Below are 24,106 nucleotides of genomic sequence, written 5' to 3'. Positions count from 1 at the left end.
GCTCCTTAGCGCTTCTTGCCAGTACGACGGCGACGAACAATGAGCTTGTCGCTTTCCTTGTTGGGGCGACGGGTGCGACCCTCGGGCTTACCGTTGGGGTTAACCGGGTGACGGCCACCTGAGGTCTTACCTTCACCACCACCGTGGGGGTGGTCAACGGGGTTCATGACGACACCGCGGACGGTCGGGCGGATGCCCTTCCAGCGGTTACGGCCGGCCTTACCCCAGTTGATGTTGGACTGCTCGGCGTTACCGACGGAACCGACGGTTGCGCGGCAGCGGACGTCCACGTTGCGGATTTCGCCGGAGGGCAGACGCAGCTGGGCGTACTTGCCTTCCTTAGCGACCAGCTGGATGGATGCGCCAGCGGAGCGGCCCATCTTGGCGCCGCCACCGGGGCGGAGCTCAACAGCGTGAATCACGGTACCAACGGGGATGTTGCGCAGGGGCAGGTTGTTGCCGGGCTTGATGTCGGCAGAGGGACCTGACTCTACGATGTCGCCCTGAGCGAGCTTGTTGGGGGCGATGATGTAACGCTTGGTGCCATCAACGTAGTGGAGCAGAGCGATGCGGGCGGTACGGTTGGGATCGTACTCGATGTGTGCAACGCGTGCGTCGACGCCGTCCTTGTCGTGACGACGGAAGTCGATCAGACGGTACTGGCGCTTGTGGCCACCACCCTTGTGACGGGTAGTGATGCGACCGGTGTTGTTACGGCCGCCCTTCTTGGGGAGCGGACGAACCAGGGACTTTTCCGGGGTTGAGCGAGTGATTTCTGCGAAATCTGAGACGCTCGAGCCGCGGCGACCCGGGGTCGTCGGCTTGTGCTTACGAATACCCATTTAGATATTTCTTTCCTTCGCTAAAGTGGTCTCCGGTGCTTATGCAGCCGGACCGCCGAAGAGGTCGATTGAACCTTCCTTGAGGGTTACAATCGCACGCTTGGTGTTCTTACGAGCACCCCAACCGAAGCGGGTGCGCTTGCGCTTGCCCTGACGGTTAGCGGTGTTGATGGAAGCAACCTTGACATCGAAGATGGTCTCGATGGCCTGCTTGATTTCCAGCTTGTTGGAGCGGGGGTCTACGAGGAAGGTGTACTTACCTTCGTCGAGCTGACCGTAGCTCTTTTCCGACACGACGGGAGCGATGATCACGTCGCGGGGATCCTTGAAAGTTGAGGTGGTAACAGACATTACTTAGCAGCCTCTTTCTTAGCCTTGGAAGCAACTGCGACGAATACGTCGTAGGCATCCTTGGTGAAGATGACGTCGTCTGAGATCAGAACATCGTAGGTGTTCAGCTGATCTGCATAGATGACGTGAACGTTCTCAAGGTTGCGTGCTGACAGTGCTACCAGGTCGTCCTTGCGGTCGATGACAACCAGTGCGTTCTTGCGGCTGGTGATCTCTGCGATTGCTGCCTTAGCTGCCTTGGTGGAGGGCTTGGTGCCTTCTACCAGGGTTTCGACAACGTGAACGCGGTCGTGACGAGCGCGATCTGAGAGAGCGCCGCGCAGTGCAGCTGCAATCATCTTCTTGGGGGTACGCTGTGCGTAGCTACGCGGGGTCGGGCCGTGTACGATGCCACCACCGGTCATGTGGGGTGCACGGATTGAGCCCTGACGTGCGCGGCCGGTGCCCTTCTGCTTGAAAGGCTTACGACCTGCGCCGGAAACTTCGCCGCGGTTCTTGGTCTTGTGGGTACCCTGGCGTGCTGCTGCGAGCTGGGCTACTACTACCTGGTGAAGCAGGGGAATAGAGGCCTGAGCGTCGAAGATGTCAGCGGGCAGGTCTACCTTTACGGTCTTGACAGCCATGGTTTATTAGGCTCCCTTCACAGCGGTGCGAACCAGAACAACGCCGCCCTTAGGACCGGGGATAGCACCCTTGATCAGAAGAACGTTGTTTTCGGCGTCTACACCCTGAATAGTGAGGTTCATGGTGGTGTGGCGTGCAGCGCCCATACGGCCTGCCATGCGCATACCCTTGAAAACGCGTGCGGGGTATGATGCGCCACCGATTGAGCCGGGCTTACGGTGGTTCTTGTGGGCACCGTGTGATGCACCTACACCTGCGAAGCCGTGACGCTTCATAACACCGGCGAAGCCCTTACCCTTGGTCTTGCCAACTACGTCGACCTTCTGGCCAGCTTCGAAGAGCTCAACGGTCAGTTCCTGACCGAGTGAGTATTCAGCGGCGTCTGAGGTACGCAGTTCAACGAGGTGACGGCGAGGAGTTACGCCTGCCTTCTCGAAGTGACCGGCGAGGGGCTTGGTTACCTTGCGAGCTTCGATTGCACCGAAACCGATCTGGATAGCTTCGTAGCCATCGGTCTCAGCGTTGCGCAGCTGGGTAATAACGTTGGAATCGGCCTTGACGACAGTAACGGGCACGAACTTGCCGTTTTCGTCCCAGACCTGGGTCATGCCAAGCTTGGTGCCCAGCAGGCCCTTAACCTGGCGCTCGAACTTGTTAGTCATTTAGATGCGATCCTCTACAGCTTGATTTCGATGTTTACGTCTGCCGGAAGGTCAAGACGCATGAGGGCATCAACAGCCTTGGGGGTCGGATCAACGACGTCGATCAGACGCTTGTGCGTGCGCATTTCGAAGTGCTCGCGGCTGTCCTTGTACTTGTGAGGCGAACGGATAACACAGTAAACGTTCTTTTCGGTGGGCAGCGGCACGGGGCCTACTACCGTCGCGCCTGCACGCGTAACTGTCTCAACGATTTTCCGAGCTGAAGAATCAATGACCTCGTGGTCGTATGACTTCAGACGGATGCGGATTTTCTGTCCCGCCATCTGTCGGACTCTCTTTCTTGTCTACTTCCCTGTAACGGAGCGGTTGCTCCTTTATCTGGCGCTTGAGGTAAAGAGATGATTCTTCGTCTCTTTCGCGCCACCTCTGCGTAGGCTGAATCCGACGTTTGCCGGGTTCCTCACCCTACCGAGGCACCGACCCCCGAACTCGGGCGTGTCGCTTTTTCGCCAGGGCAAAAAGGAGCGCACTTTTCCCTCGAACTGATCGATTGGGTCATATTTGGGCTTACCTTCACTCGATTCAAGAAGGAATCAGGGCTACTTTCAAAGGGTAAGCGCTTGAACAACGTTATCCATCTTGCCAGAGTCCAGGGCTCCCCGCAAGGTTTTTCTGTGTGAAGTGCCCAGCCCCACATTCAGGCCGCTGTTTCTTTCATCTTCTACTCAATCGCGGGCGTCCGCGCACTGCATAGAAGAGGGAAGAAGCCTGTCATATACCGAGCAACAGTGCGCGTCCTCACTAGGATAAAGCTATGAGCACACACCCAGATTTCCGGCCCCAATCTCACCGACACTCTAGTGAGAATATCCTGCTTAATATCGGTCTATACCTGGGCAGTCTTCTGATTATCAGCGCCGCCGGGCTTCTGGCCACCTCTCTGGCCACAGCGCCGCAACAGGCCTTTTTGCTGTCTGCTCTTGCCGCCCTCTTCTATACAGCGGGGCTGGGCACCTTTCGTTGGGTTCCCAAGCTGCGGCTGGCGTCCTACGCTTTTACCGGTACGGCCCTAGCTCTTATCCCGCTATGCGGGTTCGCTTTCTACACCCTCATCTGGCCGGAGTCAGGGCCTCTACTCTGGTTACTGGTTTCCTGCATCGGCACTCTTGCCGCCTGTGGCGCCCTAGCCCTAATGCAAGCCCGGGTTATGAGCTACCTGGCCCTAGCATTTCTGGTCTCTGACGTCCTGGCCATGTCAAAGAACCTGCAGGTCGCACTCATCTGGTATTTCGTTGCTCTCCTCGTCCTTGCAACCGCCCTTACTCTCTGGCTGCGGGCCTTCCAAGACCGCATGCCTACTCAACTTGCCGCGGGTTTTCTCGATGCTTCTCGTATCTTCGTTCCAGCAACTGTAGGCGCCGCCCTTTTCTACACCAGCCTGGCGCCCTGGGAAATCAGCATCATTGCGGCATTAGCGACCCTTTATGCGGGAACCCAGCTCAGGCAGCCGCCCACCTGGCTCTACTACCTCCAGGCCCGCATCTATTCCTTTCTAGCGGTAGTTGCCCTAGCTCTGTGGCTTCACGAACGCAGCGTCACCCCGCTGCCTTTCTCTATTCCTGTTGCCTTTTTCCTACTGGCAAGTGCGCTCGTACTGGCTGGGGCCAGGCCTCCCCTACCCTGGCGGGTGGACATTGATGCTTGGATCACCTGGGCACTAGCCCAGCCTTTCCTTGCTTCTGCTCTCGCATGGCTCATAGACCAGATGCAGGCAATTCCCACCTTTATTGATACCGCTCCCGCAACACCGCTGACTTCTTTCACGCAGGAGAATCTTTCAAGCACTGTGCTTCTGGGCCTCATCAGCCTCGCCAACTGCGCCTCTCTCGGTATTTTGGCCTACCGCACCCAGCTCAGTCAGCATCTTCCCCTAGGTGCCTTAGCTCTGGCGTGGGTAGGATTTTTCGTTCTACCGCCGGCTCCCCTAGCGGTTACTCTCCTCCTGCTTGGGGCTTTCTGCCTGCCAGCAGCGAGCGGTAGTGCTCAAGCGATCGACGTCCGCAACGCTACCAGCTTGCGCTCCGTCCGCTGGACTCAGTTCTCCACGCTCACGCTCACTGCTGTCGCGGTTCTTGCTCTAGGGTTCGTAGCGGGCAGTCCCCGTTACCTTGGGCTAGTCCTTCTGGCGGCAGGAGCATCTGCCAGCTATCTCCTGGCCGAGCTGCTCCTGCGTTCCCGGGCAACAAAACCTGCTGCACCCCATAGGCATCTTCCCATCTCCCAGACCTTTCCCTTTTTTGTTCTCCTCGCGGGCCTCCTCGGAACGACGGCAGCTATTACGACCCGCCCCTCAGTCTCGTTGACCTTCATGGCTCATACCGAACCGATGGGGTACGGAATTCATAGCCTTGGACTCGGTATTTATACCGGGCTGACCCTCTGCGCTGCCCTTCTCACCCTGAGCAGGGCTCTGGGTAGCCACAGAGCGCAAGGTAGGTCTGCTGCTCCCCACACTTCTCCCTACAGTAAGGACGCCCCAGCCCAGCTACGCTCCCCTGGCGGCCTTGAACCGGTAGGGCTTTTGACCACGTTCTATGTGGTTGTACCCCTGGCTCTCATCATGCTGTGCGCAGGCCCCCTACCGGCTGAGTACACTCTCCTCGCCCTGGCAATCGCGGCAACGGGCATCCTTGCTGCCCTCCCCCTGCTGATTTCCCCAGCACGTTCTCATGCCCTGGTTACCTTTAGGATTTACCTAGTGGGCGCAGCTGTCATCGTGATGAGTTTTTCTTCCTTCACTGGCCGCACCCTGCTACTGGTCTTCCTGAGCATTACTGCTCTCCTGGCTGCCAGTTCCATACTCTTGCTATCTCGCAGAACTCCGTCTCAGAGCCCGGTGGAGTGCATGGTGGCTCTCTGTTTAAGCTGGGTTTCTGCTGCCGTGGGCCTATTCCTTATAGATACAGACTGGAACCCCGCCACGGCTCTTGGCTCCCTCATACTCCTAGTGCTTGCTCTCATCTGGCTGCGAGCACCCCGCACCCAGGGCGTCCTTGCTGCCCAGTCAGCCCTTATCTCGGTTGCCCTCACCGTGGGCCTAGCCACCCTGCTATGGGGGCTCACAAGCCTCAGCAACGTCGCTGTTTTGACGTGGATTACGGCAAGTATTCTAGTAATTACTACCCTGGGAGCGGCTCTGCTGCCAGCAGCACAAGCTGCCCGTCCTCCTGTTCCGGGTCGTGTGCCTCTGCATGTACGCCCTGCTGACCCGCTAGGACGGTGGGGCTACCAGCACAACCGGGCCATGTCACTCACCGGCCTGATTATCGCTCACTTCACCGGGGTCTATCCCTACTTCGCCGATGAAAGCTTGCCGCTCTCGCTGCTTCTTGTTCTGCTTTTTACCCTAGCCTGGTTCCTGCTGGTCTCCCCTGCCGCCCGGCCCGCAATCCTGCTTCTAGGGCTCAATAGCCTGCTCCTGAAGACCCTGCTCTATCACGATATGGATAACGGGGTGTTCTACTTCTTCCAGGCCCTTACCCTCAGCTGTGCACTTTTGGCCATGGTAGGCCGCCCTGATGTGCTACCGATATGGATGCGTGCCCAGCCTGCTGGCGTCCCGCGTCTGAGCAATCGCCCTGCCCGTCTTTTCTGGTTAGCCTTTAGCGCCCAGGTCTTCTATAGCCTGCTCATTCTCCCTTTCAACTATCCCTATCTAGCCCCCTACGATACGATTTTGCTGCTTGCTACCACCGGCACGCTTCTCGGGGCCTCCGCCATGGTAGGGAAAAAGTTGGCTCCTCCCCTCACGGCTCTACTGCTGACCTACCAGGTACTCTATGTCTTAGACGGTTTAAATGCCTGGTCGCTCCTCTTCCTGGGCTTTGTTCTCATGGGGCTCGTTATCTGGCGGCTCCTTGCTCGGGCAGAAGAACCTGCAATGCAGCCTCAAGCCCAGAGCCAGAGCCAGCCTCAGAACCAGGTCCAGCCTCAGAGCCAGGGCAATCGTGAGACTCCGGTTATCCCCTGGGCTAAGCATCAATAGACACGCTGCTTATCAGGGGCTCATCAAGAAACAAAAAAAAGGGGCTGGCCCCGCAGATTGCTCTGCGGGGGCCAGCCCTCTATCGCCCTCCGCTAGCTGGACGCTAGCAGGAGTTCAGATCGGGAAGTAAGGAACTTACTTGATGATCTTGGTAACGCGACCTGAACCAACGGTGCGGCCACCTTCGCGGATTGCGAAGCCGAGGCCCTCTTCCATTGCGATTTCCTGGATGAGCTCAACGGTCATCTCAGTGTTGTCGCCGGGCATAACCATTTCGGTGCCCTCGGGAAGGGTGATAACACCGGTAACGTCGGTGGTGCGGAAGTAGAACTGGGGGCGGTAGTTCGAGTAGAAGGGGTTGTGGCGGCCGCCTTCATCCTTGGAGAGGATGTAGACGTTAGCCTCGAACTGGGTGTGGGGGGTGATTGAGCCGGGCTCAACAACAACCTGGCCACGCTCTACGTCGTCGCGCTTCAGACCGCGAAGCAGCAGACCACAGTTCTCGCCTGCCCATGCTTCGTCGAGCTGCTTGTGGAACATCTCGATACCGGTAACGGTGGTCTTCTGGATGGGGCGGATACCAACGATCTCAACTTCGGAGTTGATCTTCAGGGTACCGCGCTCGGCGCGACCGGTAACAACGGTACCGCGACCGGTGATGGTGAAGACGTCTTCGATGGGCATGAGGAAGGGCTTGTCCTTCTCACGAACGGGGTCGGGAATGAAGTTGTCAACCTCGTCCATGAGCTCTTCAACCTTAGCAACCCACTCGGGGTCACCTTCGAGAGCCTTCAGAGCGGAAACGCGAACAACGGGAGCGTTGTCACCGTCGAACTCCTGTGAGGAGAGCAGTTCGCGAACTTCCATTTCAACGAGGTCGAGCAGTTCCTCGTCCTCAACCATGTCTGACTTGTTCAGAGCAACGAGCAGGGTGGGAACGCCAACCTGGCGAGCCAGCAGAACGTGCTCGCGGGTCTGAGCCATGGGGCCGTCGGTAGCAGCAACAACGAGGATTGCGCCGTCCATCTGAGCAGCACCGGTAATCATGTTCTTGACGTAGTCAGCGTGACCGGGGGCGTCAACGTGTGCGTAGTGACGCTTCTCGGTCTGGTACTCGATGTGAGCAATGTTGATGGTAATACCGCGCTGGCGCTCTTCAGGAGCGGAGTCGATCATACCGAAGTCGCGCTGCTCGTTCAGGTCAGGGTACTTGTCAGCCAGAACCTTGGAGATTGCAGCGGTCAGGGTGGTCTTACCGTGGTCAACGTGACCGATGGTACCGACGTTTACGTGAGGCTTGGAGCGCTCGAACTTAGCCTTAGCCAAGAGTATTCCTCCTATAGAGAAGATTTGAGAACCTGCACTCGGGTTTCACACCGGCGCACTCCGCCGTAAAAGGCGGTCTAGCTACCACAATAGCGGATAAGGCCGGTGGGGCGAAACCCGAATGCGGGTTCATTTACTAGGTTTTTTTGAAAAGCGGTGCGGCTCACACGGGGTGAGCCGTACCCGGGCAAGTATTACTCGCCGCGGCTCTTCTGGATGATTTCATCAGCGACGTTCTTGGGAACCTCGGCGTAGCTGTCGAACTCCATGGAGAAGACTGCACGGCCCTGGGTCTTTGAACGGAGGTCACCGATGTAACCGAACATTTCTGACAGCGGAACAAGAGCGTGAACGATCTTGACGCCTGCTGCATCTTCCATGGACTGGATCTGACCACGACGTGAGTTCAGGTCGCCGATAACGTCGCCCATGTAGTCCTCGGGGGTACGTACTTCAACAGCCATCAGGGGCTCCAGCAGGACGGGAGCGGCGCGGCGGGCGCCTTCCTTGAAGACCATTGAGCCAGCGATCTTGAACGCCATTTCTGACGAGTCAACATCGTGGTAAGCACCGTCGATCAGGGTTGCCTTGACACCAACAACGGGGTAGCCAGCGAGGATACCGAGCTGCATTGCGTCCTGGATACCGGCGTCAACGGAGGGGATGTATTCGCGGGGAACACGACCACCGGTGACGACGTTGTCGAACTCGTAGAGCTCTTCAGCATCGAGGGCGATGGGTTCGAAGGAAACCTGAACCTTCGCGAACTGACCGGAACCACCGGTCTGCTTCTTGTGGGTGTAGTCGACCTTCTCGACCTTCTTGGTGATGGTTTCGCGGTAAGCAACCTGGGGCTTACCAACGTTAGCCTCAACCTTGAATTCGCGCTTCATACGGTCAACGATGATGTCGAGGTGGAGCTCGCCCATGCCGCCGATTTCGGTCTGGCCGGTTTCTTCGTTGAGTGAAACGGTGAAGGTGGGGTCTTCAGCAGACAGCTTCTGGATAGCGGTTGACATCTTCTCCTGGTCACCCTTGGTCTTGGGCTCGATAGCCACGAAGATCACGGGGGCGGGGAAGGTCATGGATTCCAGAACTACGGGGTTAGCAATGTCGCAGAGGGTGTCACCGGTGGTGGTGTCCTTCAGACCGATTGCTGCGTAGATGTGACCTGCCTGGATCTCTTCAACAGGGTTCTCCTTGTTGGAGTGCATCTGGAAGAGCTTACCGATACGTTCCTTCTTACTCTTGGTGGCGTTGAGGACCTGCTGGCCCTGTTCTGCCTTACCGGAGTAAACGCGGATGTAGGTCAGCTGACCGTAGAAGGGGTGAGCTGCAACCTTGAAGGCCAGAGCTGCGAAGGGCTCGTCAGCTGAGGGCTTACGGGTTACCTCAACCTCTTCATCAGAGGGCAGGTGGCCGATCATCGCGGGGACGTCCAGCGGTGAGGGCAGGTAGTCGAGAACTGCGTCGAGCATGGGCTGAACGCCGCGGTTCTTGAATGCTGAGCCACAGAAGACGGGGTAGGCTTCGTTAGCAACGGTCAGGGCGCGAACGCCTGCCTTGATTTCCTCGATGGTCAGTTCGCCCTCTTCGAGGTACTTTTCCATGAGGTCTTCAGAGGCTTCTGCTACGTTTTCAACGAGCTCGGCACGGTACTGCTCTGCCTTTTCCTGCAGGTCAGCGGGGATTTCCTGGATTTCGTAGGAAGCACCCATGGTAACGTCACCCTTGGCATCGCCGGGCCAGACGTAGGCCTGCATGGTGAGCAGGTCAACGACGCCGATGAAGTCGTTTTCAGCGCCGATGGGCAGCTGCATAACGAGGGGCTTAGCGCCGAGGCGCTTGACGATGGTGTCTACGGTGAAGTAGAAGTCTGCACCCAGCTTGTCCATCTTGTTGACGAAGCAGATGCGGGGAACTTCGTACTTGTCAGCCTGGCGCCAAACGGTTTCAGACTGGGGCTCAACGCCTTCCTTGCCGTCGAACACTGCAACAGCGCCGTCGAGGACGCGCAGTGAACGCTCAACTTCAACGGTGAAGTCAACGTGGCCGGGGGTGTCGATGATGTTGATCTGGTTGTTCTTCCAGAAGCAGGTGGTTGCCGCGGAGGTAATGGTGATACCGCGTTCCTGTTCCTGAGCCATCCAGTCCATGGTTGAAGCACCGTCGTGGGTCTCACCGATCTTGTGGTTGATACCGGTGTAGAAGAGGATGCGTTCGGTGGTGGTGGTCTTACCGGCGTCGATGTGCGCCATAATACCGATGTTGCGGACCTTATTCAGGTCGGTAAGCACGTCTAGTGCCACTTTGTTCTCCCTTGTGAGAAACTCCGAAAGCCTGCCGCTATGTACTTGTGTAATAACGGCAGGCTACGAAGAAATTACCAGCGGTAGTGTGCGAAGGCCTTGTTGGACTCGGCCATCTTGTGAGTGTCTTCGCGACGCTTCACAGCGGCACCGAGACCGTTGGACGCATCCAGGATCTCGTTCATGAGACGCTCGGTCATGGTCTTCTCGCGGCGGAGCTTTGAGAAGCCAACGAGCCAGCGCAGAGCCAGAGCGGTTGCGCGGCCTGCACGAACCTCGACGGGGACCTGGTAGGTCGCGCCGCCGACGCGGCGTGAGCGAACCTCGAGTGAAGGCTTGACGTTGTCCATTGCCTTCTTGAGGGTTACTACGGGGTCTGCGCCGGTCTTCTGAGCAACGCCTTCGAGTGCACCGTAGACGATGCGCTCAGCGGTTGACTTCTTGCCGTCCAGCAGAACCTTGTTGATGAGCTGGGTAACCAGCGGTGAGCCGTAAACAGGATCGTTTACGAGGGGACGCTTAGGAGCGGGACCCTTACGAGGCATTACTTCTTCTCCTTCTTTGCGCCGTAGCGTGAACGAGCCTGACCGCGGCCCTTAACGCCCTGGGTATCCAGTGCGCCACGTACAATCTTGTAACGAACACCGGGGAGGTCCTTCACACGACCACCGCGAACGAGCACGATGGAGTGTTCCTGAAGGTTGTGGCCCTCACCGGGGATGTATGCGGTAACCTCGACGCCGCCGTTGAGCTTAACACGTGCGACCTTACGCAGTGCTGAGTTCGGCTTCTTCGGGGTGGTGGTGTATACACGGGTGCATACGCCACGCTTCATGGGGTTGCCCTTAAGTGCGGGCGCCTTGGTCTTTACGACCTTGGGTGCACGGCCCTTACGGACCAACTGCTGAATTGTAGGCACTTGTTCTCCGTTTGGTATCGGTGGCCCCGTTAGGGGCTACCGGTTTACTTGCCTTCTGTCACTTGGGATAAGCGCAAAAGAAAATCTTTATGACTTAGCAGGAGCCCAGACACAACAAAAAATGGCATTTAGGCCTCAAGATCGCTGTTCGGGCTAGATGCCCGGGCGAACAAGGCCAAAGGACGGTGTCCATTCTGCCATTGGTTCTTATGTACTGCTCAGAACGTGTCTGTGCGGGCAGTAGATACTACTGCTAAGTACTCCAGGTACTACTCTAGCTGGTTAGAAAGGCTTAATCTACCCCCTGCGTGCTCTGGGGGCAGCTTTAAGCTCTTTAATCGGGTGATGTCTGGCACTTAAGGCTTTTAAAAGCGCAAGGACGCCGGCGCTCCCCTCCCCTGCCCGGGGAGGGGGTGCCGGCGTCCGCGCCATGAAGGAACCTGCCCGCCTAGCTGACGGTGAAGTTCTGGGTTGCTCCGGTGAAGGGGGTGATGGTGCCGACCCCGTTCTTGGAATCCCCGTGGTAGAGAATCCGGTAGGTGCCGGGAACCGCATCGGCAGGAATCTTCCATTCGATGGTCACACGGGACTGGGCCGCCAGGTGCCGCTTCCAGCGGAAGCGGGTAGCCGGGTCGTTATCACCGGCGACGGTCACCCACTGGTTACCCTCTAGACGCTGAACTTCAAGGTAGCTGGAATTGAGCTGCTGGTCGTTGTTGGGGTGGGCTCCCACAAAGAGGGCGCTGACGGTTGCCCCCCGGGCCGTGTTGGCGGGCTGGGTGAGCACCTTACCGTAGTAGTGGCCAGCACCGGGCAGGTCGTACCAGACCTTGCCCACAGCGCTCTTCATGGGGGTGCGTACGATGGGCTTATCACCCAGGGGCAGCTCGGTGCCATCGCGCAGGGAAGTTGCAACGGTATTGAGGGTCTGGCGGAAGGCCCCCATGGTGTTAATACCGAAGACGGTGGCCCCACCCTCGTACTGCTGCGAAACGTATTCCTGCGGGGTCGTCACATAGTGACTGTAGGCGTTGGTGTAGCCCTGCACGATAATCTGCGACTCGTCAACGCCCAGCAGGGCAGCCATATCCTGGCGGTACTGCACGCCGACCGCGCCGTTGTGTTCACCGGGCATACCCAGCAGGTAGTAGTTACCGAAGCGCATGACCTGCACCGGCAGCTTCTGCTGCACCTTCTCGTGGACGGCCAGCAGGTTAGCCTTGGGGTACTGGCAGGCACTCAGGCTGGCAGATGAGCTGTAGGCCAGCCAGTTGAAGTCGCTCCAGACCTTATTGGCGTTAGCCCCCTCATTGAAGCCGGCTGCGCCGGGGCCATCCTCCACGCTACCGGCGGCAAAGGGGGCACCCAGCGAGGCGTTACAGGTGGAACCTGCATAGCCGGTGCCCGTCCACCGGGCGTCCACCTGCACCTTGGAGAAGTCCACGTAGGTGATGCGGGAATCCAGCCCCTGCCCCACCGGGGTACCGGCGCTGGCAAGCTGAGTGCGGACGGCGTCCGCCTGCTTGGTTCCCTGAATCTCAAGGTTGGTGAACATGTCGTTGGTGGGGCCCATGCCCGGTTGCAGCTGGGTGTTGGGTGAGACGTCACCGGTGTTGCTGTTGGCAAAGGCCGCGATAAAGGCATCGTCCTCGGAACCCGCGTTGAGGTTCACCCCGTGATCGACAGTTTCGAGCAGGTACTGGGCGTAGCCCTTGTTATCGGATGAGACCAGGGTGTTTTTGTTGGTGAGGGAGGTGGGGTGGATAGCAAACCAGTTGAGGACGGCCCGGGTCACCCCGTCGTGCTCAAATCGGAAGGTGGTGCTGGTAGGGTCTACCCCGTTAATAAGTTCGTCGGTAAGGTTGGCCGGGTCTTGTTCCAGGGCTACCGCCGAGCGGTTGACGCCCACACCGGTGAGCTGGCTGCTGGAGACCGTCACATTGCCGGGGGCCAGGTCAGCCAGGGCCTCGCGGATAGCCTGCATAGACCCGTTGACCTGGTTGTTGAAGGTAGGCTCGTTGAAGCCCAGGGTTGCCAGGTTGTAGAGCACGTCCTTGCTCACGCCGCCGGGGGTGGCGTGACTGTGGGAGGCCGTGACCATGATGTTGGCTTCGGTGAACTCGGGGCCGAGTTCGGCCTGGATACGGTTCACCAGTTCAGCGCGAATACTGTTCCAGGCGCTTAGAGCATCGAGTACCACAATCAGGTTGCGGGAGCCGCTAGCAGGGTCAATGACCACGAAGGCGCGGGCGTACTGGCGGGTATGAATACCCGAGCCCTTTTGGGTGTCGGCACCGTAACCTACGAAGGCCACCTCTGCGACCTCACCGGTGATATCGGCAACGCCCGCCCCTACCAGGTAGGGGTTAGCAGCGGTGGGCTGGGTGGAGTTCACCAGCTGGGCCAGGCTCTGGGCATTGACACCCGCCGGTGTCAGCTCAACGTCGGCCTGGGACGGGATCAGGTAGGCTCCGGCTGCTAAAGACAGGGCAGCCCCAAAGACGCCAAGTTTGACCCCAACATGTCGTGATAGTTTCATTCAACCCTCAAAGTGTGCGAAAGGCGAGCAGCTGAGGCCGCTCAAGTGTGCTCAAATAAGCCTACCGATGAGACAGCCATCTAGCTAGCTAGGCTTACCCAGCGATTCGTGGTAGAACGGAAGAGCTTTACTCGTAGACAAAGGACAGCCCCGTGAGCACACCCCAAGAGTCATACCTAGTCGGGTTACTGGGAAGCGGTATTACAGCTTCCTTGACTCCCCCGCTGCACGAGTTTGCGGCCGATCGTGCGGGACTGCGATATCTTTACCGTCCCATTGACCTTGATGCTTTAGGCCCTAGCCAGCGGGCAGCTGGCGCCCTGCCCATCGGTGAGCTCCTACACTGGGGCTTTGATTTTGGCTTCAACGCTTTCAACATCACCTTCCCCTACAAGCAAGCGGTACTTGAGCACCTGGATGAGGTATCGGACGCCGCCGCCCGCCTGGGGGCTGTCAATACGGTGGTAGCACAGGAAGGTAGGCTTCTGGGCTATAACACCGATGTCAGTGGTTTTGCCTCGGCTCTGGGCCAGGGCCTCGAGCCTGCCCCCGGCGATCTGAGAGAGGTCACCCAGCTAGGTGTGGGTGGTGCGGGCTCTGCCACCGCAGATGCCCTCCTCAGCCTAGGAACTAGAACGCTCAATCTATTTGACCTCGATGGTCAAAGGGCTATAGCCAAAGCCCAGCAGCTGGCCGAGCTCTACCCGGGCGCAACCGTCCGCGCCGTCACGGAGGATGAGCTAGCTGCTGTTCTTGCTGCCTCTACCGGCCTGGTCAACGCCACCCCTATCGGTATGCACCACCACCCCGGCGCTCCCCTACCCCTGGACTATCTACACCCGTCTCTCTGGGTCTTCGACGTCATCTACCTACCGCAAAACACCCCGCTGATACAGAAAGCCCGTTCTATTGGGTGCAGGGTACTACCCGGCGGGCTCATGGCAGTGGGACAGGCAGCCGATGCCTTTGAACTCATCACCGGCCTGAGCCCAGACAGGGCAGAACTCCTTACTCACTTCGAAAGGCTCCTGGCAGCACAGGGCAACCAGCTCACCTAAGGGCTCCCCGCAAACAGGCGCCCGTCCGTCCGACTGTTCCTTCGCGCAGACTCAACATGCACCTACAAGCAAGGCCCTCCCCCGCAGAAATGCGGGGAAGGGCCTTACCTATACCGAGCTAACGGCGGACGGTTTACTTACCGAACTCGTAGTCATCCAGCGGAATAGCCTGGAACTCGGGGCTGATAGCACCCTCGTTGGTCTCGGCGTAGCTGAAATCATTGTAGGGAGTTGCGGTCTGAGCAAACAGAGCCTCGCGAGCCTCGTCGGTGGGCTCAACCTCGATGTCGTTGTACATGGCAAGGCCAGTACCGGCGGGGATGAGCTTACCGATGATGACGTTCTCCTTGAGGCCGACCAGCGGGTCTTCCTTACCTTCCATCGCAGCCTGGGTAAGGACGCGAGTGGTTTCCTGGAAGGACGCAGCAGACAGCCAGGACTCGGTAGCCAGTGACGCCTTGGTAATACCCATCATCTCGGGACGGCCTGAGGCAGGACGCTTACCCTCAGCCAGAGCCGCACGGTTGGCGTTCTGGAAGGCGATGTTCTCAACCAGCTCACCGGGGAGCAGGTTGGTCTCACCGGAGTCGATGACGGTGATACGACGCAGCATCTGGCGAACGATAACCTCAACGTGCTTGTCGTGGATGCCTACACCCTGGGAGCGGTAAACGCCCTGGACCTCGTCCACCAGGTGCTTCTGAGCCTCACGGGGACCGCGGATACGCAGGATCTCCTTGGGGTCAACAGCACCGGAGACCAGCTGGGTACCGACGGTGATGTGGTCACCTTCAGCAACTTCCAGGCGGGCACGACGCAGCACGGGGTAGGCTACCGGGTCATCGCCGTTATCGGGGGTGACAACGACCTTGAGGGACTTGTCGGTGTCCTCGATGGTAACGCGACCGGTGACCTCTGAAATCGGGGCAACACCCTTGGGGGTGCGGGCCTCGAAGAGTTCCTGAATACGGGGCAGACCCTGGGTAATATCGTCAGCCGATGCGACACCACCGGTGTGGAAGGTACGCATGGTCAGCTGGGTACCGGGTTCACCAATGGACTGAGCCGCGATAATACCGACGGCCTCACCGATGTCGACCAGGTTGCCTGAAGCCATGGAACGGCCGTAGCAGAGGGCGCAAACACCAACTGCTGACTCACAGGTCAGGACGGAGCGGACGCGAACCTCTTCGATACCGGCCTTGAATAGGTCGTCAATGACGATATCGGAGACGTCGGCACCGGCAGCAGCCAGAACGGTACCGTCTTCAGCCACAACATCAACGGCAAGAGCGCGGCCGTGAATTGAGGACTCGACGTTCTCGTGCAGGGAAACCTTGCCAGAAGCGTCCTTCTCAATCAGGGGCAGGGTCAGACCGCGGCGGGTACCACAGTCATGCTCGCGCACGATGACGTCCTGAGAAACGTCAACCAGACGGCGGGTCAGGTAACCGGAGTTTGCGGTACGCAGCGCGGTATCTGCCAGACCCTTACGAGCACCGTGGGTTGCGATGAAGTACTCCAGAACCGACAGGCCTTCACGGTAGGAAGACTTAATCGGGCGGGGCATAATCTCACCCTTGGTGTTGGACACCAGACCACGGATACCTGCAATCTGACGAACCTGCATCCAGTTACCGCGTGCACCGGAGGTGACCATGCGGTTAATGGTGGTGTTCTTCTCAGCCAGGTTTTCCTTCATGGCCTCGGCAACCTCGTCGGTTGCCTTGGTCCAGATGTCGATCAGTTCGGTACGGCGTTCGGCGTCGTCGATCAGACCCATGGCGAACTGGGATTCGATGTTGGCAGCCTGCTCTTCGTAGCCTTCCATAATGGCGGGCTTGGTGGGGGGCGCTGCGATATCGGAGACCGCAACGGTCACACCTGAGCGTGAAGCGTAGTAGAAGCCGGTGTTCTTGAGGGCATCAAGGGTCTTGGCTACCACGTGCATGGGGTACTTCTCAGCAAGGTCGTTGATGAGGGCACCCAGGGACTTCTTGTCGGCAATGCCGGTGTACCAGGGGTAGTCGGCGGGCAGGGTCTCGTTGAAGATGACCTGACCGACGGTGGTTTCTACCAGGACGGGCTGACCGGGCTCGTAGCCTTCGGGGGCTTCCCAGCCCTCGTAGGGTACGAAGTCGTCCAGCACGATCTTGACCTTGGTGTAGAGCTCAATCTCGTGACGGTCCATGGCCATGATGGCTTCAGCGTAGGACGAGAAGAGGCGGCCTTCGTTCTTTTCACCGTCACGGGCGGTGGTCAGGTGGAAGAGACCGATGATCATGTCCTGGTCAGGTACCGCAACGGGGCGGCCGTCTGAGGGCTTCAGGATGTTGTTGGAGGACAGCATGAGGATGCGGGCCTCGGCCTGAGCCTCGGGTGACAGGGGCAGGTGGACTGCCATCTGGTCACCGTCGAAGTCAGCGTTGAATGCTGAACAAACGAGCGGGTGCAGCTGGATAGCCTTACCTTCAACCAGCTGGGGTTCGAAGGCCTGAATACCCAGGCGGTGCAGGGTGGGTGCACGGTTCAGCAGCACGGGGTGCTCGGTGATGATCTCTTCGAGGACGTCCCAAACCTGGGGGCGGAAACGCTCGACCATGCGCTTAGCAGACTTGATGTTCTGGGCGTGGTTGAGGTCCACCAGGCGCTTCATCACGAAGGGCTTGAAGAGCTCCAGAGCCATCTGCTTGGGCAGACCACACTGGTGCATCTGCAGGGTGGGGCCACCGACGATAACGGAACGACCCGAGTAGTCAACGCGCTTACCGAGCAGGTTCTGACGGAAGCGGCCCTGCTTACCCTTGAGCATGTCAGAGAGTGACTTCAGGGGGCGGTTACCGGGACCTGTGACGGGGCGGCCGCGACGGCCGTTGTCGAACAGGGAGTCAACAGCTTCCTGCAGCATGCGCTTTTCGTTGTTCACGATGATCTCGGGAGCACCGAGTTCCAGCAGACGCTTGAGGCGGTTGTTGCGGTTGATGACGCGACGGTAGAGGTCGTTCAGGTCGGAGGTCGCGAAGCGGCCACCGTCGAGCTGCACCATGGGGCGCAGTTCCGGCGGGATGACGGGAACGTAGTCCAGTACCATACCGAGCGGTGAGTTGTCGGTGGTCAGGAAGGCGTTGACAACCTTCAGACGCTTGAGGGCGCGGGTCTTCTTCTGACCCTTGCCGGTCTGGATGATGTCCTTGAGAGCCTCTGCTTCAGCTTCCATGTCGAAGTTCTCAAGACGCTTCTTGATAGCTTCTGCACCCATGGAGCCTTCGAAGTACATGCCGTACTTGTCGACCATGCCGCGGTAGAGGGCTTCGTCGCCTTCAAGGTCAGCGACCTTGAGGTTCTTGAAGCGGTCCCAGATGCGGTCGAGCTGCTCGATTTCGCGTTCTGCGTTCTTGCGGACGGACGCCATCTGGCGCTCGGCTGCGTCACGCAGCTTGCGCTTTTCGGCGGCCTTGCCACCGTCAGCCTCGATCTTGGCGAGTTCCTCTTCGGTTTCGCGGGCGATCAGGTTGATGTCGGCTGCGAGCTGGTCCTGCAGGACCTTCTTGTCGCGGTCGTGGGCGGCCTGCAGGTTGGGCAGGTCCTCGTGGCGGGCTTCTTCGTCCACATGGGTAATCATGTAGGCGGCGAAGTAGATGATCTTTTCCAGGTCCTTGGGAGCCAGGTCAAGCAGGTAGCCCAGGCGTGAGGGCACGCCCTTGAAGTACCAGATGTGGGTCACGGGAGCTGCCAGCTCGATGTGGCCCATGCGCTCGCGGCGCACCTTGGCACGGGTTACCTCTACACCACAGCGCTCACAGATGATGCCCTTGAAGCGCACGCGCTTGTACTTACCGCAGTAGCATTCCCAGTCGCGGGTAGGGCCGAAGATGCGCTCGTCGAAGAGGCCTTCCTTCTCGGGCTTCAGGGTTCGGTAGTTGATGGTTTCAGGCTTCTTAACCTCGCCGTACGACCAGTCCAGGATGTTCTGGGAGGTCGCCAGGCCAATACGCATCAAACCAAGTGAAGATTCGTTGGACATTTGGTCCTTATCTCTTTCCTAGTGTTTTGAAGTCTTGTTCGAACAGATGGGAGGGTTTAGACCTCTTCGACAGAGCTGGGCTCTGCGTGGGACAGGTCAATACCCAGGTCATCTGCTGCTCGGAAGCCTTCGTCTTCTACATCGCGCATTTCGATGGTCTTACCGTCGGTTGAGAGAACCTCAACGTTCAGGCAGAGGGACTGCATTTCCTTGATCAAGACCTTGAAGGACTCGGGCACACCGGGTTCGGGGATGTTCTCGCCCTTAACGATGGCTTCGTAGACCTTCACGCGGCCGTGAACGTCGTCAGACTTGACGGTCAGGATTTCCTGCAGGGTGTAGGCGGCACCGTATGCTTCCAGTGCCCACACTTCCATTTCACCGAAGCGCTGGCCACCGAACTGGGCCTTACCGCCCAGGGGCTGCTGGGTGATCATGGAGTAGGGGCCAGTGGAGCGTGCGTGGATCTTGTCGTCGACAAGGTGGTGCAGCTTCAGGATGTACTGGTAGCCAACGGATACCGGCTCGGGGAAGGGCTCGCCGGAGCGGCCATCGAGCAGGCGGGCCTTACCTGAGCGGTTGATCAGGCGGTCGCCGTCGCGGTTGGGGTTAGCGTGGTCCAGCAGCTCGAACAGTTCCTCTTCACCGGCACCGTCGAACACGGGGGTTGCGACGTTGGTGGGGCCGGTTTCCTTGGGGAAGTTGTGGAGCTTGTCGAGCCAGGCGGGGTTGCCCTCGATCTTCCAGCCCTGCTTGGCCAGCCAGCCGGTGTGAACTTCGAGTACCTGACCGATGTTCATACGACCGGGAACGCCCAGCGGGTTGAGGATGATGTCGACGGGGGTGCCGTCTTCCATGAAGGGCATGTCCTCGATGGGGAGGATCTTGGTAATAACACCCTTGTTACCGTGGCGGCCTGCCAGCTTATCGCCGACGGTGATCTTGCGCTTCTGGGCAACGTAGACGCGGACCAGCTGGTTGACGCCGCTGGGCAGGTCTTCGTCGTCGGTTTCGCGGTCGAAGATACGGACGCCGATAACGGTACCGGACTCACCGTGGGGAACCTTGAGTGAGGTGTCACGGACTTCGCGGGACTTCTCACCGAAGATGGCGCGCAGCAGGCGCTCTTCGGGGGTCAGTTCGGTTTCGCCCTTGGGGGTGACCTTACCGACCAGGATGTCGCCGGCCTCAACCTCGGCACCGATGTGGATGATGCCGCGCTCGTCGAGAGCTGAGAGCACCTCTTCGGAGACGTTGGGGATGTCGCGGGTAATCTCTTCAGCACCCAGCTTGGTGTCGCGGGCGTCGATTTCGTGCTCTTCAATGTGGATTGAGGTGAGCACGTCATCGGAGATCATGCGCTGGGACAGGATGATGCCGTCCTCGAAGTTGAAGCCTTCCCATGACATGTAAGCCACGAGCAGGTTCTTACCGAGTGCCAGCTCGCCCTTATCGGTGGAGGGACCATCGGCAATCAGGCTACGCTCTTCAACGCGGTCGCCCACCTTGACCACAACGCGGTGGTTGTAGCAGTTACCGGGGTTGGAGCGCTGGAACTTGAGGATGGGGTAGGAGGTGGTGGTGCCATCGTCGTTACGAACGACTACCAGGTCAGCGGAGACCTCAGAGACCACACCGGCCTTCTTAGCAACGACGGAGTCACCGGAGTCAAGAGCTGCGTAGCGCTCCATACCGGTACCAACGACGGGTGCTTCTGATTCGAGCAGGGGAACGGCCTGACGCTGCATGTTAGCACCCATCAGTGCTCGGTTAGCGTCGTCGTGTTCCAGGTAGGGAATCAGGGCGGTTGCCACAGACACCATCTGGCGGGGGGAGACGTCCATGAACTCAATCTCAGAGGCGTCTACCAGCACAGCTTCGCCAGAACCGTCGCCCGCACGGCAGAGGACCTGCTCTTCGGCGAAGGTCATGTCTGCGTTCAAGGGCGCGTTAGCCTGAGCGATAGTGTTGCCCTTTTCGTCATCGGCGGTGAGGTACTTGACCTCGTCGGTGACCTGACCGTTCTTGACGATACGGTAGGGGGTCTCGATGAAACCGAAGGGGTTGATGCGGGCGTAGGTTGCCAGCGAGCCAATCAGACCGATGTTGGGGCCTTCAGGGGTTTCGATGGGGCACATACGGCCGTAGTGGGAGGGGTGCACGTCTCGCACTTCCATGCCTGCGCGGTCACGGGAGAGACCACCGGGGCCCAGAGCGGAGAGACGACGCTTGTGAGTCAGACCTGCCAGCGGGTTGTTCTGGTCCATGAACTGGGAGAGCTGGGAGGTGCCGAAGAATTCCTTGATGGAGGCAACCACGGGGCGGATGTTGATTAGGGTCTGAGGGGTGATGGCCTCGACGTCCTGGGTGGTCATACGCTCGCGAACGACGCGCTCCATGCGGGACAGACCGGTGCGGATCTGGTTCTCGATCAGTTCGCCCACGGCGCGGATGCGGCGGTTGCCGAAGTGGTCGATGTCGTCAACGTCAACGCGGATGTCGACTTCCTGGCCGTCGCGGATGCCCTTGATGCTGGTGCCACCTGCGTGCAGGGTGACCAGGTAACGAATCATGGCTGCGATGTCGTCCTGGGACAGCACTGATGCTGAGGGGTCGTTGACGGGGGTATCGATACCGAGCTTGCGGTTGACCTTGTAGCGGCCGACCTTTGCCAGATCGTAGCGACGGGGGGTGAAGTACATGTTGTCCAGCAGGTTCTGGGCAGCATCAACCGTCGGGGGTTCGCCCGGGCGCAGCTTGCGGTAGATGTCAAGCAGGGCCTCTTCACGGGTCTGGACGGTGTCCTTCTCAAGGGTGGCGCGAATGGAGTCAAATTCACCGAATTCAGCCAGAATCTTGGCTTCGCTCCAGCCCAGGGCCTTGAGCAGGGTGGTGACGGACTGCTTACGGCGGCGGTCCAGACGGACGCCTACCTGGTCACGCTTATCGATTTCGAGTTCGAACCAGGCACCGCGGGAGGGGATAATCTTCGCGGTGTAGATGTCCTTATCGGAGGTGCGGTCGGCGGTCTTTTCGAAGTAGGCACCGGGTGAGCGAACCAGCTGGGAAACAACGACGCGCTCGGAGCCGTTGATGACGAAGGTGCCGGATTCGGTCATCAGGGGGAAGTCACCCATGAACACGGTCTGCTGCTTGATTTCGCCCGTGTTGTTGTTCATGAATTCGGCCTTGACGTACAGGGGAGCTGCGTAGGTCGCATCGCGATCCTTGCACTCTTCCATGGTGTACTTGGGGTCGGCGAATTCGGGATCGGAGAAGGACAGGGACATGGTGCCCTGGAAGTCTTCGATCGGGGAGATTTCTTCGAAGATGTCGGCAAGACCTGAGGTCTGGCTGACGGAGGTATCGCCGGTTTCTGCTGCTACAGCGGCTTTGGCTGCCCAGCGTTCGTTACCGACGAGCTGATCAAAGCTGTCGAGCTGGAGCGCGAGCAGGTTAGGTACCTGCAGGGGCTCAGCAATTTTTGCGAATGAGATTCGGCGCTGCGAACCTACGCCGTTAGCGGCTTCAGTGTTAGAGGTGCTCGAGGCGACCAAGATTGGATCCTTCCACAGACATGTCTGTTCGTACCCGCTCCCCCACCAGGGGCGGTACGCTCAAAGACCCGTTGAAGAGGCAAACTAGCCTGTCATAGCACCTGTGCCGTGCTGGGTGGTGGCTAGATTGATGTTCGAGGGTACTGGGGCGTACTTAAAACCTGTTACAACCTGCCCACCGCTATATGAAGGCACAGAAGATTAGGGAAGCGCAAATATTCATGCTACAGCAAAATATTTGCGCTGTCTATACCCAATCTCCGCTCTTTTTGCAAACTCCGGTTAGCACTCCACCACGTTGACGGCCAGGCCACCCATAGAGGTTTCCTTGTAGCGGTGAGACATATCTTCACCGGTCTGGCGCATGGTTTCGATGACCTGGTCCAGAGAGACTCGGTGCTGACCGTCCCCTCGCAGGGCCATCTTGGCCGCGGTCACCGCGTTGGAGGCCGCCATGGCGTTACGCTCAATGCAGGGTATCTGCACCAGACCCCCCACGGGGTCGCAGGTCAGCCCCAGATTGTGCTCCATAGCGATTTCGGCGGCATTTTCTACCTGCTCGTTGGTGCCGCCCATAACCTGGGCCAGGCCCGCAGCCGCCATAGAGGAGGCGGTGCCCACCTCGCCCTGGCAGCCCACTTCAGCGCCAGAGATTGAGGCCCGCTTCTTGTAGAGGGCACCGATGGAGGCAGCCGCTAAGAAGAAGTCAACGACAGCATCATCAATGACCTTTTGACCGCGGTGACGCACCGAGGGCACATAGTTGAGGGCGTAGTGCAGCACGGCGGGGATAATGCCTGAGGCCCCGTTGGTGGGGGCGGTGACGATACGGCCGCCAAAGGCGTTTTCCTCGTTGACGGCCAGGGCGATGAGGTTAACCCAGTCAATAGCGAACTCGGGTGACTTCTTAGGGTCTTCTGCCAGCAGGTCGCGGTGCCACTGGCCAGCACGGCAGCGCACTTTAAGCGGGCCGGGCAGGTAACCCATTCGTTCCAGAGACGAGCCAATACATTCCTTCATGACCTGCCGAATATGCAAGATTCCGGCACGTACTTCGCTCTCGCTGCGCTCGGTCTTCTCGTTTTCCATCTTGAGCTGGGCGATGGACAGGCCCGCGCTATTGGCCATATCAAGGAGCTCTTCGCCCGACCCGAAGGGATAGGGAGCCTTAGATAGCCCGGTGGAACCCGATGATTCTTCGTTTTCTTCAACGATGAATCCGCCGCCGATGGAGAAGTAGGTGCGCTCTAACAGCAGGCTCTCCCCCGCGTAGGCGGTGACCTTGATGCCGTTGGTGTGGCGGGGAAGTACGGTGAGCGGACGCAGGGTGATATCGGCTTCCTTGTAGGCTAGGACGGGCCCGCTCACCTTGGTTGCCTCCGGGCCGGGGGCACCGGACTCGAAGGCTGCCGAGGGGTAGCCTGCCAGGGGCAGGGTACCGTCCACCTGGTTGCGGTCCATGAGAGCCTCGGCGGCAGCAATATCGATGGTTTCGGGCACGAAACCAGCCAGCCCCTTAATGGCTGCGCTCATGGTGCCGTGCCCGGCGCCGGTAGCAGCCAGGGAGCCGTAGAGGTCGATGTGAACCCGGGTGACGTCCTTGAGCGTGCCAGCATCAATCAGTTCAGCGATGAACCGGTTGGTGGCTCGCATCGGGCCCACGGTGTGGGAGCTGGAGGGGCCAATACCGATGGAGAACATCTCAAAGACAGAGATGTCATAGTCCAGGGCTTCTGCTTTGGTCTGCGCTTCTGAATGGGGTGGCTCAGAAAGGTAGTCGGGAGCGTCGTTGAGGTCCATAGGTGATATTCCTTCGGGGTGTCAAGGGGTCCTAGGTCAGAAAGAACCCT

15 protein-coding genes are annotated in these 24,106 nt (G+C 59.1%); 2 read left to right on the top strand and 13 right to left on the bottom strand.

What is annotated here, in order from left to right; all coding sequences use genetic code 11:
• Window positions 1–5: 5 nt before the first annotated feature.
• The 5 genes from rplB to rpsJ are packed head-to-tail and all read right to left on the bottom strand — an operon-like array spanning window position 6 to window position 2,802.
• Window positions 6–842, bottom strand: coding sequence for a 50S ribosomal protein L2 (rplB, locus tag L6963_RS00260; protein WP_135012888.1), 837 nt, complete (start codon window positions 840–842; stop codon window positions 6–8).
• A gap of 39 nt (window positions 843–881) precedes the next feature.
• Complete coding sequence (gene rplW / locus L6963_RS00255; RefSeq protein ID WP_135012887.1) at window positions 882–1,193, bottom strand: 50S ribosomal protein L23; 312 nt, start codon at window positions 1,191–1,193, stop codon at window positions 882–884.
• Window positions 1,193–1,816 (bottom strand): 50S ribosomal protein L4, encoded by a 624-nt coding sequence (rplD, locus tag L6963_RS00250; RefSeq protein WP_237206211.1) that lies wholly within the window; start codon window positions 1,814–1,816, stop codon window positions 1,193–1,195. The genes rplW and rplD overlap by 1 nt, the downstream gene beginning before the upstream one ends.
• Window positions 1,817–1,822: 6 nt before the next feature.
• Window positions 1,823–2,479: a 50S ribosomal protein L3 gene (gene rplC, locus L6963_RS00245; protein WP_135012885.1), complete on the bottom strand. Its 657-nt coding sequence runs from the start codon at window positions 2,477–2,479 to the stop codon at window positions 1,823–1,825.
• Window positions 2,480–2,493: 14 nt separating this feature from the next.
• The gene (rpsJ, locus tag L6963_RS00240; RefSeq protein WP_068169589.1) at window positions 2,494–2,802 is read right to left on the bottom strand and encodes a 30S ribosomal protein S10; all 309 of its coding nucleotides are present in this window, start codon (window positions 2,800–2,802) and stop codon (window positions 2,494–2,496) included.
• A 491-nt stretch (window positions 2,803–3,293) separates the two neighbouring features.
• Here rpsJ and L6963_RS00235 point away from each other — a divergent pair, with 491 nt between their 5' ends.
• Window positions 3,294–6,524: a hypothetical protein gene (locus L6963_RS00235; RefSeq protein WP_237206210.1), complete on the top strand. Its 3,231-nt coding sequence runs from the start codon at window positions 3,294–3,296 to the stop codon at window positions 6,522–6,524.
• 135 nt (window positions 6,525–6,659) lie between these two features.
• On the opposite strand, the gene tuf is transcribed toward L6963_RS00235, so the two are convergent.
• From tuf to L6963_RS00210, 5 genes are all read right to left on the bottom strand, one after another.
• Window positions 6,660–7,850 (bottom strand): elongation factor Tu, encoded by a 1,191-nt coding sequence (gene tuf / locus L6963_RS00230; protein ID WP_237204773.1) that lies wholly within the window; start codon window positions 7,848–7,850, stop codon window positions 6,660–6,662.
• Window positions 7,851–8,044: 194 nt separating this feature from the next.
• A complete protein-coding gene (gene fusA / locus L6963_RS00225) occupies window positions 8,045–10,159 on the bottom strand; it encodes an elongation factor G (protein WP_237198911.1) in 2,115 nt (704 codons plus the stop codon).
• 74 nt (window positions 10,160–10,233) lie between these two features.
• Window positions 10,234–10,704 (bottom strand): 30S ribosomal protein S7, encoded by a 471-nt coding sequence (rpsG, locus tag L6963_RS00220; RefSeq protein WP_135012878.1) that lies wholly within the window; start codon window positions 10,702–10,704, stop codon window positions 10,234–10,236.
• Window positions 10,704–11,078: a 30S ribosomal protein S12 gene (rpsL, locus tag L6963_RS00215; protein WP_083090707.1), complete on the bottom strand. Its 375-nt coding sequence runs from the start codon at window positions 11,076–11,078 to the stop codon at window positions 10,704–10,706. Before rpsL ends, rpsG begins: the two co-directional genes overlap by 1 nt.
• Before the next feature lie 448 nt (window positions 11,079–11,526).
• Window positions 11,527–13,617, bottom strand: a complete 2,091-nt coding sequence (locus L6963_RS00210) for a neutral/alkaline non-lysosomal ceramidase N-terminal domain-containing protein (protein ID WP_237206209.1) — start codon at window positions 13,615–13,617, stop codon at window positions 11,527–11,529.
• A gap of 152 nt (window positions 13,618–13,769) precedes the next feature.
• Here L6963_RS00210 and L6963_RS00205 point away from each other — a divergent pair, with 152 nt between their 5' ends.
• A complete protein-coding gene (locus tag L6963_RS00205; protein ID WP_237206208.1) occupies window positions 13,770–14,675 on the top strand; it encodes a shikimate dehydrogenase in 906 nt (301 codons plus the stop codon).
• Between the two features lie 133 nt (window positions 14,676–14,808).
• On the opposite strand, the gene L6963_RS00200 is transcribed toward L6963_RS00205, so the two are convergent.
• From L6963_RS00200 to L6963_RS00190, 3 genes are all read right to left on the bottom strand, one after another.
• Window positions 14,809–18,699: a DNA-directed RNA polymerase subunit beta' gene (locus tag L6963_RS00200; RefSeq protein WP_237206207.1), complete on the bottom strand. Its 3,891-nt coding sequence runs from the start codon at window positions 18,697–18,699 to the stop codon at window positions 14,809–14,811.
• Window positions 18,700–18,755: 56 nt separating this feature from the next.
• On the bottom strand, window positions 18,756–22,256 hold the full coding sequence (locus L6963_RS00195) for a DNA-directed RNA polymerase subunit beta (RefSeq protein ID WP_237185973.1): 3,501 nt from the start codon (window positions 22,254–22,256) through the stop codon (window positions 18,756–18,758).
• 282 nt (window positions 22,257–22,538) lie between these two features.
• Window positions 22,539–24,056 (bottom strand): L-serine ammonia-lyase, encoded by a 1,518-nt coding sequence (locus L6963_RS00190; protein WP_272878942.1) that lies wholly within the window; start codon window positions 24,054–24,056, stop codon window positions 22,539–22,541.
• Between the last annotated feature and the right edge of the window lie 50 nt (window positions 24,057–24,106).

Origin of the sequence: Rothia nasimurium (assembly GCF_928392795.1) — a bacterium.
Classification (GTDB): domain Bacteria; phylum Actinomycetota; class Actinomycetes; order Actinomycetales; family Micrococcaceae; genus Rothia; species Rothia nasimurium_F.
The sequence above is the reverse complement of the archived record's forward strand: the minus strand, read 5'-3'. Positions and strand labels throughout refer to the sequence as shown.